This window comes from Pseudomonas sp. Irchel s3a10 (assembly GCF_900187525.1).
Taxonomy (GTDB): domain Bacteria; phylum Pseudomonadota; class Gammaproteobacteria; order Pseudomonadales; family Pseudomonadaceae; genus Aquipseudomonas; species Aquipseudomonas koreensis_G.
On record NZ_FYDR01000013.1, the window covers coordinates 23,104 to 35,564 of the forward strand.

Below are 12,461 nucleotides of genomic sequence, written 5' to 3' on the forward strand. Positions count from 1 at the left end.
GGCGAGCAATGACTTCCTTGGAAGTAACCGACAGGCAGGGTCTGGGCCCAAAATGGCCTCGATAAGTTCCACTCGTTCTGCTGCTATGTTGTTAAGTTTATTGTTATGGTTCGGTGTAGCCGTGCTCATTCAATGGCTTGATTATTAGTAGATTTGAAGTACAACTTGAGCTGTATGGTTGCATATGACGATCCTTCGTGATTATGCAAAGAGGATGGCTGCCCGAGAGTCAGGCAGTCGATATCAGACCCCGCATCAGGCGATAGCCGTAGCCGCGGATACTCTGAATCGCATTGGTACCATACATGTCCTTGATTTTTCCACGCAAGCGGCTGATGGATTTTTCCAGCGCCCTCGGATCGTAGAAATTGGTATTGAGCCCCATGATGCTGGCGATTTCATCATGGCTGAGAATGTGATTACTGGTCTGCGCAAAGGCTTCCAGGATCTTCATTTCGGCAAACGAGATGTCGAGTTTCTGGCTGGCGCCGCCCAGCAGGCAGATGCGCGTCGGGTCGAGTGTCAGATTGATATCCCGCTGCCATTCTTCACTGTTGAAGAACTCACCGAGCAACTCGTCGCCCTCGTCGGAAAGGGTATTGAGTTTGATACAGAAGTCGGCCCCGGCCAGGAAGTACTTGATCTTGTTGAACGCGCCGCGACCGGTAATGACTGCGCAGATGATTGGCTTCAAGTTGTCGCTGCGCAGGTTTTCGATCAGCGCAAGATTGTCTTCCAGCGCTTGCGGACTGTCGATAACGACGAAGATGGCACGATACGAACCGGAAAGTTCATCGTTATAGGAACTAGTGTACGAACCCGCCTCAAGTACCATATCAGTGCGTACCTGCTTTGCGATCAGCGCCCTGAAATGTTCGGCCACGCCACGGGTACGACCCAGAGTAAGAACACCGGGTACGTCGTTTGTCGGGCGCGGACTTCTAGTCGCCAAGTTCCCTGAGAGCATCATGCTTTGACTCGAATTAGGTGCTGACATCGGGATGTTAAAGCACCGGTTCTCATCTGTGACTGACAATTGGTAACATTCACGCGATTTTTAGACGTGGCTCCCGAGTTTTCTAACAATAATTAAGCATTTCAAGCTTTTAGTTGATTTTCTCGGGGTTGTGAACTAGTCGTTACATGATGGCGATGTGGAATTGTGCCACTATTTTGAATCTATGGCCACGGCTTTATTCATGTCCAATTGCCACTGTCGACGATCCTGAGACAATGTGAGCTGGATCACACTTTATTGGCCAATCGAACTTTTTTCTACTATAGCCCTAAATATTTTTCGTGTAGTTCGTAGGCGGACGTTTATTAACATGGCTTGAGTGTGTCTTTTGATAAGACATATTCTCCGTCGCCTGATCAGGCAATGGGTGTCGCGTTATACCGATTGTTTAACTTCAGATACTCAATTCCTGAATACAGTTGACCGGTCGCTCATCACGAGCGCTCTGACGGAGGATTAATGGATTTCTGGACCTTTATCCAGGTGTTGATATTGGGCGCAGTAGAGGGCCTGACCGAGTTTCTGCCGATCTCCAGTACCGGCCACCAGATCATCGTCGCCGACCTGCTGGACTTTGGCGGCGAACGCGCAATGGCGTTCAACATCATTATTCAGTTGGGGGCGATCCTGGCCGTGGTCTGGGAGTTTCGCCCGAAGATCTTCGACATCGTCAAAGGCCTGCCCACCCAACGCAATGCGCAACGTTTCACCCTCAACCTGCTGATTGCCTTTTTGCCGGCGGTGATCCTCGGCGTGCTGTTCGCTGACAAAATCCATCAATACCTGTTTAACCCGATCACCGTAGCCATGGCCTTGGTGGTGGGCGGCATTGTGATGTTGTGGGCCGAACAGCGCAGCCACGTGGTGAGCGTCGATCACGTCGACGACATGCGCTGGTCAGACGCGTTGAAAATCGGTTTCGTACAATGCCTGGCGATGATTCCCGGCACGTCACGCTCCGGCTCGACCATCATCGGCGGTTTATTGTTCGGCTTGTCCCGGAAAGCCGCCACAGAGTTCTCGTTCTTCCTCGCCATGCCGACCATGGTCGGCGCCGCGGTGTACTCCGGCTACAAATACCGCAACCTGTTCCAGGCCGGCGACCTGCCAGTGTTCGCACTCGGTTTTGTCATCGCCTTCATCTTCGCCATGATCGCCGTGCGCGGCCTGCTCAAATTCATCGCCAACCACAGTTATGCGGCGTTCGCCTGGTATCGGATCGCGTTTGGTTTGTTGATTCTGGCGACGTGGGTGTTTGGCTGGGTGAACTGGACGGAAGCGGCGGCGGGGTGATGCGCACGCCAGGCGGATCAACCCGCCTGGCGCGTTTTACGGAGGGAGGGCATCAACGCCCTTGCAGCAACTCGCCGGCCTGATCCAGCAACGCCAGCGGATCCTTGGCCTTGTGAATATCCACCGACAACAACTGGCGGAATTTACGCGCCCCCGGGAACCCGGTGCCCAAACCCAGCACGTGACGGGTGATGTGATGCATCGCACCGCCCGCCTGCAAATGCTCGGCAATATAAGGCCGCAACTGCGCCAGCGCCTCGGCACGGCTGATCACCGGCGCGCTGCTGCCGAACAACTGCTGATCCACCTCCGCCAGCAAATACGGATTGTGATAAGCTTCACGCCCGAGCATCACACCGTCAAAAGTCTGCAAATGCTCATGGCAGGCCTCCATAGTCTTGATCCCGCCGTTCAGCACAATCTCCAGCTCCGGAAAATCCGCCTTCAACTGCGCCGCCACGTCATACCGCAACGGCGGAATGTCGCGATTCTCCTTCGGCGACAAGCCCTCCAGAATCGCAATCCGCGCATGCACGGTAAAACTGGTACACCCGGCATCCCGCACCGTCCCGACGAAATCACACAACTCGGCGTAACTGTCCCGCCCATTGATCCCGATCCGATGCTTCACCGTCACCGGAATCGACACCGCATCGCGCATCGCCTTCACACAATCCGCCACCAACTGCGGATGCCCCATCAGGCACGCACCGATCATATTGTTCTGCACCCGATCACTCGGGCAGCCAACATTAAGGTTCACCTCGTCGTAACCATGCTCCTGCGCCATGCGCGCGCAGGCGGCCAGATCAAGCGGGACGCTTCCGCCGAGCTGCAGCGCCAACGGGTGCTCGGCTTCGTTGTGAAGGAGGAACCGTTCGTGATCGCCGTTGAGGAGAGCGCCGGTGGTGACCATTTCGGTGTAGAGCAGGGCGTTCTTCGACAGGAGGCGTAGGAAGTATCTGCAATGCCTATCAGTCCAGTCCATCATCGGGGCCACACTGAAGCGGCGAGACGGCTCGGAACGGGCAGGGCTATTATTTACGGGCGCTTCAGGTTTTTCAAAATTCATTGATACTGATCTTTTATACAGCGGTTTTTACCCATTTTCCCTTGTTTTTTGAGGTCGGTTGCTACAATGTAGCAAGCGAATTCGGCAATGTAGCAACTGGAAATGGGCACGATCACATCACGCAAGCGCAAGGACAACTCGACGGCCTACACGGCGCAGATACGGATCAATCGGGACGGGCGCACAGTTTATCAGGAAAGCCAAACCTTCGACCGCAAGCAGGTCGCGCAGGCTTGGATCAAACGGCGTGAGACGGAGCTGGCTGAGCCGGGTGCGATTGAGCGTGCAAACCGTAAGGGTGTGACGATCCGGAAGATGATCGAGCAGTACCTGGACGAGTACGAGAAGATCCGGCCACTGGGCAAGACCAAGAATGCGACGTTGAAGGCGATTAAGGATACCTGGTTGGGCGACCTTGACGACTCGGCTCTGACCAGTCAGAAGCTTGTGGAATTCGCACAGTGGCGGATGAGCAAAGAGGGCGGCGGTGTTCAGGCGCAGACGGTTGGTAATGATCTCTCGCACCTCGGTGCGGTGTTATCTGTGGCCCGGCCTGCGTGGGGCTATGAGGTAGATCCGTTAGCGATGCCTGACTCGCGCAAGGTGTTACGAAAGCTAGGTATGGTGAGCAAGAGCAAGGAGCGTAACCGCCGGCCGACGCTGGAAGAGCTGGACAAGCTTATGGCGCATTTTTTCGAGATGCAGGAGCGCCGCAAGGCGCAGATCGACATGCCGAAGGTGATCGCCTTTGCGCTTTTTTCGACGCGTCGGCAGGAAGAAATTACACGGATTCGCTGGGATGATCTCGACGATTCGCGACACGCTGTACTGGTGCGCGATATGAAGAATCCCGGTCAGAAGATCGGAAATGACGTGTGGTGTTATCTGCCAGATGAAGCTTGGGCAATTCTGCAGAGCATGCCTAAGGTCGAACGAGAGATCTTCCCTTATAACGCAAGGTCGGTCTCGGCCTCTTTCACGAGGGCGTGCCCTATGCTCGGGATTGAGGATCTACATTTCCATGATCTACGGCATGAAGGGGTGAGTCGGCTGTTTGAGATGGATTGGGACATCCCAAGGGTGTCGAGTGTCTCGGGTCACAGAGATTGGAACTCTCTACGACGATACACGCACATGAAGGGGCGTGGCGATCGGTACAGATTATGGAAGTGGTTGCCTCGTTTGATTTAGCTTTAGGCAGGGAGGGATTAGCTTCAACAAAATTTAATTGTCGTGATTGCAAAGTGACATCTTGAACCATACTCTGTCTCCAGGCTCAAGGAAGGTATAGGTGATGGCAAGAGTACAGAGTTTTCTGCACGACGATAATCTCATCCAATTGTTGAAGTCGGCAGAGCTGTTCGAAGATGACAACGTCTTTACGGTTATAGTCGGAAAAAATGGAGAAGGAAAAAGTAGGCTGTTAGCTGATATCGCTAAAGATTTTACTATTGAATATACATATAAAGTCGATCCCGCTGATAGGTACTTAATCCAACCTTATCATATGGAATACGATGATGGTTCAAAAGTTGTGGCTGTTTCTACGAGCCCATTTGACAAGTTTCCTAACGCCAAAAGTTTATTCCACAAGGGCGTTTATACGAATTACCGATACGTCGGCATGCGTGGGGAAGGAATGTATCAAGCTTCCTCAGCGGTTTCGCTAATTGGCTCTGCTGCGAAGGGGTTGATTGACAAACTGCTCGCAAGAGAGAGTAACCACAATCTTCTTGCTGTATTTAATTCTCTAAATTTTAGTCCTGTGGTCGATTTTGTGTTCAAGCCTGGCTATATCAGATCCTCTAGGGATGGTGGTAAATATAATCCTTATAATATTGGTAATACTGATTTAAGCGTTGAGCTGGACCGTTTGCATCGAGACTTCGACGTTCAAGTCGATGAGCGCTATTATCCTATTTTGTTATCGCTAGATCCCGTAAAGTTCAGGGAGGTTTTTAACGCGATGGTGCAAGTTCAGAGTCTTCTCACGAAAAGGAAGGCTGTTGAGCTGAGAGTTAATTTTACAGGTGGATCCGCATCCTTAGATGGTGAAATTGCCAACGATTCTTATATTCAAGCCATGCTTGTTTTGGTAAATGTTGGATTGATGCGCTTGATTGATCTCAAGCTAAATAAAATAAGCTATGGAGAAATGTCGCTAAGGCGTGCAAGTTCTGGGGAGCAATGTTTACTGGTATTGATGCTTGGAGTTGCTGGTCATATCACTGATGGTTCCCTAATTTTGATTGATGAACCTGAGATTAGTCTGCATCCTCGCTGGCAAGAACAGTTTATGATGCTTTTAACTACTTCATTTTCTGCGTATAAGGGATGCCATTTTATTGTTGCTACGCATTCGCCTCAGATTATTGCCAGACTTAGAGATAAGGCGTGCTTTATAACTTCGCTCTCTAAGCAGAAGGTTTATCGCGCTGAGGAATTTTATAATAGATCAGCAGATTATCAACTCGCTGAGTTGTTCGACGCTCCCGGTATTATGAATGAATATATATCACGTCTTGCTTTCAATTTGCTTGCAAAAGTCAAGGCTAGCAGGCAGGTTGATGGCGAATCACTGAGGGAGTTAGAAAGGCTGAAGGATTTGGATCTACAGGTTGAGCAGTCGGATCCAGTGAAGGAACTAATAAGTTCAGTCGTAGCTTTGTGTGATCAATATGCCAATAATTAATAATCCTGTTGTTTTGTGTCAGAACTCTCTTGAAATAATTCAGGCAAAACTACAAGAGCCGGGGTTTGATCATACAAAGTGGAGTGATGCCGACCTCGAGTCAGTGAGGTGTGAAATTCGTGATCATTATCGTGAGGTGCAACGATTAGTATGCGTCTATTGCCAAGGGCCTGTAGCGATGCGCTCGGCCTTTGGGGCGCCAGTTGAACATATTGTTCCTAAGTCCCAACACCTAGGATTTATGTTCGAGCCAAAAAATCTATGTGTTATCTGTCCTGATTGTAATGAATACAAAGGGAAGCGAGAGGTTTTAGTTGAGCCAGTTCTGGTAGCTAGCCGAGTCAACTATCCCACAGACAGAATGGCATTCAGGATCATGCATCCTCATTATGATGAGTATGATGATAATATTATGAGGCATAATAAGCTCTATGTTGAGTGCTCTGATAAGGGTGGCTACACTATATATATTTGTAATTTGAATAGATTCTTTCGAAAATTTGGGCGCTGTGATGAATTCGTAAATGATGCTGATCTTGTGCAAAGATCTGAGCGTTTTTACGATCAGGGTAGAGTGGATTTGTAGTTCAAAGCCCGACCATTGGTTGGGCTTTGAATTTTTTAATATCGCCCAAGTAGCTTGTTTCGTTCGATTACAGCCTTTTGTCGCTGGCGATCTATGTAGTCTGCAAGGTCGCTCAGGTGTATTCCGAGCCCGGCTTTCTGACTTTGAGCGCCAAGGCGAACCACTGGTATGTCGATCTCTCCATTCATCTGTTTCTGTTTGAATTTTTCTACGGTCAAATTCATGTAGTCTGCGCAAACGCGACTTAGAGGAATAACGGCCTGGCCTTCGTATTGGGCCATTAGTAGGAAAATTGTATTCATGAAACTTCCATTCCTTTCTCGTTCAATGCGGTTCCTGAATTACTTTTACTTTGACGGCGCATATACCCCTGAGCAGGCTGCGCGGGCGGGCGATTTTGAACGGTAAGTGTTGCATTAAGTGTGGCTGCCTCGCGCAGCTTTTCGTGGGGTATAAGCGCCTCGATGTTGTTGCTGGAAAGAGCAATAATGCCTGCTGCTGCACAGCAGAGGCTGTTTGTTTCTAGCGTGTCGACGCTAGCCTCCTCGCGGAGCAAAGCGGTCGGGGATTGGGTATTGTGCTGGCCCTTTTGCATGCCGCTTTCCTCCGAGGTTCGATTGCGGGTTGGTTCTTCAGCCGCTGGTGAGGCGTGCGCCGGGTTGCGGTGTGTTTGGGATTGGGAACAGGCCTGGTTCATACGGCGCTCTCCTGATCTGCCGGCTCCAGCAATGCCGCAATGGCGAGTGCCTGGTCGCGCAGGACGCGGGTTTCGCGTTCGAGTTTTTTGCCTGTGCGGAAGGCGGCGAACGTATCGGCTGCGATCCGCAGTTTCTCGGCAATCTCCAGCAGGGTGATCCGTGCAGGTTCTCCAAGCTGTGAGGCCTTTAAGGCGCGTTTGTAGAAGTCGTATAGTTGCTCGTGTTTGTTTTGAACCTGCTTAAGCGATAGCGTGAGGTTGCGGATCTCTTCAGATTTGTCAGCGCTCTGAACGGCTATGCCTTCGCTGTAGCCTTCTGCATAACCCTCGGTGAGGCCATTGTTGAATCCGTTCCGGTAGGCGAGCCAGTAAATGCCGGTGGTCATGAGGAAGATTGCTATCAGCGCGCAGATTTGAATTGCAGTCATGTGGTGTGCTCCTGGTGATGTCATTGGCTGGTGGTGGCAGCCGCTTGGTTTGTGGTTGTTACTCGTTGGTGTCGTCCTGTTGTCGCTGCATGACTTCGTCGGCCTTGTAGGCGCGGATGTCGATCAGCGAGGCGACGTGCCGGATGTGGGCGTACTTCGGCGCTTTGCGGCTGGTGTCCAGCGTGGTGATTGGGAGCTGGATGCGGCCGCTGCTGATTTCGGCCGCGAACGATTGCTCGTTGAGGTTGCGAAAGTAGCGTTCGCGAATTCTGTCTAGCGGGATCAGAACGTCGCCGAAGGTGCGAAAGAGCAGCTCGACGGTGGCTGACTCCGGTGCCGGGTGCAGGCGCAGCGGGTTTTGTGCTGTGTTACTCATGGCTCTGTTGGGCCTCCTTGCGTTGTTTTCGGGCCGGGTGGTTCCAGGCGTTCAGGCAGTGGGTTCTGGTCAGCTCGCGCAGATGTTCGGGCACTTCGAGGAGCGCGGCGTTGCGCTCCTCTCGTGTCCGCATGGCGATGATCTGGCGGGCGTATTCCCTAGGCCACGTCACGGTGGTCTGCCGGGATGGCAGGTAGGTCGATGCCCAACTGTTCAGCTAGCCAGCGGATGCCGGGTTGTTTCACCCTGGTCGACTGGCTGTACTGCATGCCGAGCTGGTCGTGGTACCACTGGCCGTCCTTGATGCGCAGGTAGGCGCGGTCACGGTTGGGGTAGGCCGGTAGGTTCTTCTCGTTGAGCAGGCCTTTTTCCAGCATGCGAGCGATGAGCTTTGGCCGGGTGAGGCCGAGTTGGGTTGCGGCTTGGGCGAGGTTGCGTTCCATGGCGTCCCCTTATGCTGCGTGTGCGGCTGGGGTGGCCGCTGCAGCGAGGTGGTTGATGGACTCGGTGACCTTGCCGTAGATCTCGACATCTGTGCCGTACGCGGTGAAGCAGCGGGTGTGCGGGCTTTTGTTGCCGAGGCTCAGGATGGTGGTGACGCCCGAGCGCGATTGCGTGCGGTGCAGCGCGACCTGTAGGGGGTAGTCGAAGCCCATGTCGAGGCTCAGCACGCCGCCGGTGCGTACCAGCTCGAACACGCGTTGCTTGTCGGAGACCTCGAAGCGGCCGTATTCGCGGCTGGCATGCGGGCGGTGCACCAGGTCGCTGGTGTTGCTCGCGTCGAACGGGCCGTTGGCAATCTCTTCGATAAAGTCGGCCAGCTTGAGGTGCGTTTTCTTGTCGTTCTGCAGGGTTAGCGTGTGGTGTTCGCTGCCCAGCTCGACGACGAAGGTACTCTCGGTCGTGCCTCGTTCGACCTTGAGACGGAACGCCAAACACTCACGCTTGGGCGCTGTCCGGAGGACGTGATTGAAGGTCTCGCTCAGGTTGACCTGGGCGTTGAGCAACTGCAGGGTGCGGTTGTCGATTTTGTACTTGATCATGCTGCGAACCCTCCGCCGTTCGGATCGAATGGGGTAGGGGCGGTGCGAGCTTGCTGCTTCGGTTTGGTGGTGACAAACGAGCAGCCGCTCTCGCGAGCCAAGCGGCGGATTTCGAAGATTCGGAAGGGGTCAGCAGCGGCCGGGTGGACGTGCAGGGTTGCTGTGGTGTGCATGGTATTGCCTCGCTCTGTGGTGGAAGAGTAAGACAAATATCAACCAGTAGTTGTTTTTTGTCAACAACCTATGGTTGATTATTACGACTGCATCTTGAAAGGCTTGCGATGAAGGTGTGGCTCATTGATATGATGCGGTCTACTCACAGAAAAAAGGACTTTGAGAATATGGAGTATTTGAAAAAATCTTTTGATGTCTTTTTTGAGTCGAACTCTGGAGTTGTAGTAATAAGGGGAGATTGGGGAGTCGGAAAAACTTTTTTCTGGGAAAAGTATATAAATAGCCGAATCCAGAAAAAAGATCTGAAGCAAATTGCATATAGCTATGTTTCCCTGTTTGGAAAGAATTCTCTCGCAGATATTAAGGCTAGTGTATTTCAAAGTGGAAGAGCTATCGCTTCTGATGATGCGGTTATCCGTTCATTTGAAATAGAGCTGGAAAAATCTAATACGCTTTATTCAAAGTTTCCAAAAGTTAAGTCTACTCTCCAGTTTGCAAAAAATAAGCTGCCCTGGCTTGGTTGGATCAGTGGTACGGCAAAAAAAATTCCGGTGCTTGACAAGTTTTCTAGCCTGTTGTCCAGTGTTGAATACAGTGTGGTAAATAACTACGTCGTTTGTTTTGATGACATCGAGCGGAAGGGAAGTTCGCTAAGCATCAAAGAGTTGATGGGGCTGGCAGATGAACTGGCTCAACGCAAGTCATGTAAAGTTGTACTGATTTTTAATGAAAAATCTTTTGATAAAGACAGCAAAGATTTAGAGCAGTTTGAGTCGTACCGGGAAAAAGTAGTTGACGCTGAGTTGTTATACAACCCGTCTTGCGAAACAAACTTTTCTCATGTCTTTACAGCCGAATTAAATCAAGTTGAATATTTGAAGTCGGTGGTGCTTAGGATAGGGGTGAAGAACGTAAGGGTACTCCGTAAGTTAAGAGCTTTATTGCATGCGCATGCTTCATTTCTCAAAGATAAAGAGGATGGCTTGGTTTGCGAGTTTTATTTGCATGCGGCGGTATTGTGTTCATCCTATTATCTGGGCAGTAGTTTTATAAAATATGCAGATCTTCGGAGCAGCTTAGTAGGCGGGTCATGGGCAAAATACCTGTCCGCTAGTGCGGAAAGCTTGACTGAAGGTCAGTTGGCATTCAAAAATATAAATATTGATCTGCAAATGTCCGAATCAAAGTTCGATTCTCTAATCGGAAATTATCTAGAGTGTGGGTATGTTGATGAACTCTCGGTCTTACGGGTGTTTAAAGAGGTCGAAGAGCATTACCGTAAGAGTAATATTGACGCTGAATTAAAGAACGCATGGAAGATTTATCATGATTCTTTTGGGGATGACGCCGAGAAGTTTAAATCTGAGCTTAAGAGTATCCTTGATAGAGAGCTGAAAAGCATTTCATTATCTGACTTTTCCTCTGCTATTGAGATGTTGGAGGAAATGGATGAGTCCGTTAACGCATATATAGATGATTACATATCCCTTCATTATGATAGTTTCAAGGATGATGCCATCATGTCTTCTTGGACCTTGGAACGCGTTAAGAATGCATCGCTAAGGTCAAAAGTCATTGAGGCGGGTAAGTCGGGTAAGAATTATAATATTGATGATATCTCATGGCGGATCGCAACTGAACGGTCTTGGAGTCCGGAGGATGTGGCATATCTCGCAACCTTGACTGTAGATGACTATATACAGTGGATGCGCTCATCTCCCGAAAATATAACCACAAAGATTAGAAGTGGGTTGCTCTCTTTTCGAAATATATCGACTACAAATCCGGATGATGCGGAGCTCTATGCGGCGATTAGTCACGCAGTAGTGGAAGCATTAAAGAAAATTGGGGGTGAGAATAAACTCAACTCGATTAGGGTCGAGAATATGTATGGTGTAAAGCTTTAGATAGTTACTCCGGAATGAAAGCACCGACAACTTTCCCGCAGATATGTGTTTCTTCCGTAATTTCAATTATCGGATACTGCGGGTTTATCGGTTTTAGATACTGAAAGCCGGCATCTTCTACTAGTACCTTAAATGTTGCTTCATTGGTTCTTGGTAGACTTGCAATCACACGGTCGCCGGTTCTAGTTTCGGCCTCTGGATCAACAAAAATTATGCATCCAGCTGGATAACTACGACCCGAACCGGGGTTCGTCATTGAGTCACCGAGGACTTTCAACGCATACCCATGACTGCTTATCTGGACAGGGCAAGACAGCCAAGAATCCGCATCGTAAGACTCAAAATTTGAAATCGCTTCACACCAAGCGCCTGCTTGGACCCACGAAATCAACGGGACCTTGCCAAAACGCTGATTGACCTCGCTTACATTGCTTCTGTCATCGGCGGTTATCCTGTGGACATTGCTCTCTTCAGACTGGTGTTTTGGTAGTACTCCGTACTCCAGCCACTCGCGTCGAACCTTCAACCAAGAGCAAAGCGCGGACATGCTGTCGGCCTCTGCGATTGCCTCACCGTTTAGCCATTTGCTGATTGCTTGAGTGGTTTTCTCAACTCCCATGCTTTTCAACTGTCGATGGATGTCCACCCCACGACCCCGGCTGCGTACGTCGGAATCGTCGAGAGCTTCGTGTAGGCGCTCGCTGAAAGCTGCGCGGAGAGAGTTTTTATCAACCATGAGTTGAGAGTCTCATAAAGGTTGCGCAATAGTCAGTTGATCTATAACATCAACCGCAAGTTGATAAATGGAGGTTGTCATGTTGGACCCCGCAGATTTTCCGAGCGCGATTGCGTATGCCTTTGAAGCAGTAGGTGGCATTGGGGCCGCCGCCAAAATATGCAATCGAAGCTATCAAGCTCTGAACAAATGGCGTCAGGCTGGGTTCCTGCCGCGAACGGATTACACCGGTGAAACCAAATACGCTGAGCTTTTGGCTAATGCCGCAGAGCGGAAAGGCAATGCTTTTCAAGCTGCTTGGCTGTTGAACTCATCAGCTCCTCAGAAAGCCGCAGCGTAGATAGAAAAAAGGCGACCGAAGGGCCGCCCAGTTCCTCCCGGCACGCACCACCACAGCGCTGTCGGGTCGCGATAAAGGTAGGCGGGCACACCACATGCA

The 12,461-nt window shown here is 50.7% G+C and carries 15 protein-coding genes; 6 read left to right on the forward strand and 9 right to left on the reverse strand.

All coding sequences use genetic code 11. The features are described 5' to 3' along the window. Positions 1-229 precede the first annotated feature (229 nt). Positions 230-970, reverse strand: coding sequence for a winged helix-turn-helix domain-containing protein (locus CKW11_RS25490; protein WP_095139890.1), 741 nt, complete (start codon positions 968-970; stop codon positions 230-232). A 507-nt stretch (positions 971-1,477) separates the two neighbouring features. On the opposite strand from CKW11_RS25490, the gene CKW11_RS25495 reads away from it, so the two are divergent. Further along, a complete protein-coding gene (locus tag CKW11_RS25495) occupies positions 1,478-2,311 on the forward strand; it encodes an undecaprenyl-diphosphate phosphatase (protein ID WP_095139891.1) in 834 nt (277 codons plus the stop codon). Positions 2,312-2,363: 52 nt separating this feature from the next. On the opposite strand, the gene dusA is transcribed toward CKW11_RS25495, so the two are convergent. Beyond that, positions 2,364-3,383, reverse strand: coding sequence for a tRNA dihydrouridine(20/20a) synthase DusA (gene dusA / locus CKW11_RS25500; RefSeq protein ID WP_095139892.1), 1,020 nt, complete (start codon positions 3,381-3,383; stop codon positions 2,364-2,366). A gap of 102 nt (positions 3,384-3,485) precedes the next feature. On the opposite strand from dusA, the gene CKW11_RS25505 reads away from it, so the two are divergent. The 3 genes from CKW11_RS25505 to CKW11_RS28960 all read left to right on the forward strand — a co-directional run bounded on the left by CKW11_RS25505 (position 3,486) and on the right by CKW11_RS28960 (position 6,661). Next, positions 3,486-4,574, forward strand: coding sequence for a site-specific integrase (locus tag CKW11_RS25505; RefSeq protein ID WP_095139893.1), 1,089 nt, complete (start codon positions 3,486-3,488; stop codon positions 4,572-4,574). 103 nt (positions 4,575-4,677) lie between these two features. Beyond that, a complete protein-coding gene (locus tag CKW11_RS28955) occupies positions 4,678-6,075 on the forward strand; it encodes an AAA family ATPase (protein ID WP_256582146.1) in 1,398 nt (465 codons plus the stop codon). After that, positions 6,062-6,661 (forward strand): HNH endonuclease, encoded by a 600-nt coding sequence (locus CKW11_RS28960; protein WP_095139894.1) that lies wholly within the window; start codon positions 6,062-6,064, stop codon positions 6,659-6,661. Before CKW11_RS28955 ends, CKW11_RS28960 begins: the two co-directional genes overlap by 14 nt. 35 nt (positions 6,662-6,696) lie before the next feature. On the opposite strand, the gene CKW11_RS25520 is transcribed toward CKW11_RS28960, so the two are convergent. From CKW11_RS25520 to CKW11_RS25550, 6 genes are all read right to left on the reverse strand, one after another. Beyond that, entirely contained in the window at positions 6,697-6,963 is a 267-nt protein-coding gene (locus tag CKW11_RS25520; RefSeq protein WP_095139895.1) for a pyocin activator PrtN family protein, read from the reverse strand. Next, on the reverse strand, positions 6,960-7,358 hold the full coding sequence (locus CKW11_RS25525; RefSeq protein WP_256582147.1) for a hypothetical protein: 399 nt from the start codon (positions 7,356-7,358) through the stop codon (positions 6,960-6,962). Before CKW11_RS25525 ends, CKW11_RS25520 begins: the two co-directional genes overlap by 4 nt. Continuing rightward, positions 7,355-7,786, reverse strand: coding sequence for a hypothetical protein (locus CKW11_RS25530; protein WP_095139897.1), 432 nt, complete (start codon positions 7,784-7,786; stop codon positions 7,355-7,357). The genes CKW11_RS25525 and CKW11_RS25530 overlap by 4 nt, the downstream gene beginning before the upstream one ends. 58 nt (positions 7,787-7,844) lie before the next feature. Then, positions 7,845-8,162 carry a pyocin activator PrtN family protein gene (locus tag CKW11_RS25535; protein WP_095139898.1) on the reverse strand — a complete coding sequence of 106 codons (318 nt, stop codon included), beginning with the start codon at positions 8,160-8,162 and terminating at the stop codon, positions 7,845-7,847. Positions 8,163-8,320: 158 nt separating this feature from the next. Beyond that, a complete protein-coding gene (locus tag CKW11_RS25545; RefSeq protein ID WP_095139900.1) occupies positions 8,321-8,605 on the reverse strand; it encodes a phage antirepressor KilAC domain-containing protein in 285 nt (94 codons plus the stop codon). Between the two features lie 9 nt (positions 8,606-8,614). After that, entirely contained in the window at positions 8,615-9,205 is a 591-nt protein-coding gene (locus CKW11_RS25550) for a hypothetical protein (RefSeq protein ID WP_095139901.1), read from the reverse strand. 341 nt (positions 9,206-9,546) lie between these two features. Here CKW11_RS25550 and CKW11_RS25555 point away from each other — a divergent pair, with 341 nt between their 5' ends. After that, on the forward strand, positions 9,547-11,286 hold the full coding sequence (locus CKW11_RS25555; protein WP_143500112.1) for a P-loop NTPase fold protein: 1,740 nt from the start codon (positions 9,547-9,549) through the stop codon (positions 11,284-11,286). A gap of 4 nt (positions 11,287-11,290) precedes the next feature. Here CKW11_RS25555 and CKW11_RS25560 read toward each other — a convergent pair whose 3' ends face one another. After that, positions 11,291-12,022, reverse strand: coding sequence for a LexA family transcriptional regulator (locus CKW11_RS25560; RefSeq protein ID WP_095139903.1), 732 nt, complete (start codon positions 12,020-12,022; stop codon positions 11,291-11,293). Between the two features lie 79 nt (positions 12,023-12,101). Here CKW11_RS25560 and CKW11_RS25565 point away from each other — a divergent pair, with 79 nt between their 5' ends. Next, positions 12,102-12,362: a hypothetical protein gene (locus tag CKW11_RS25565; RefSeq protein ID WP_095139904.1), complete on the forward strand. Its 261-nt coding sequence runs from the start codon at positions 12,102-12,104 to the stop codon at positions 12,360-12,362. Positions 12,363-12,461 lie beyond the last annotated feature (99 nt).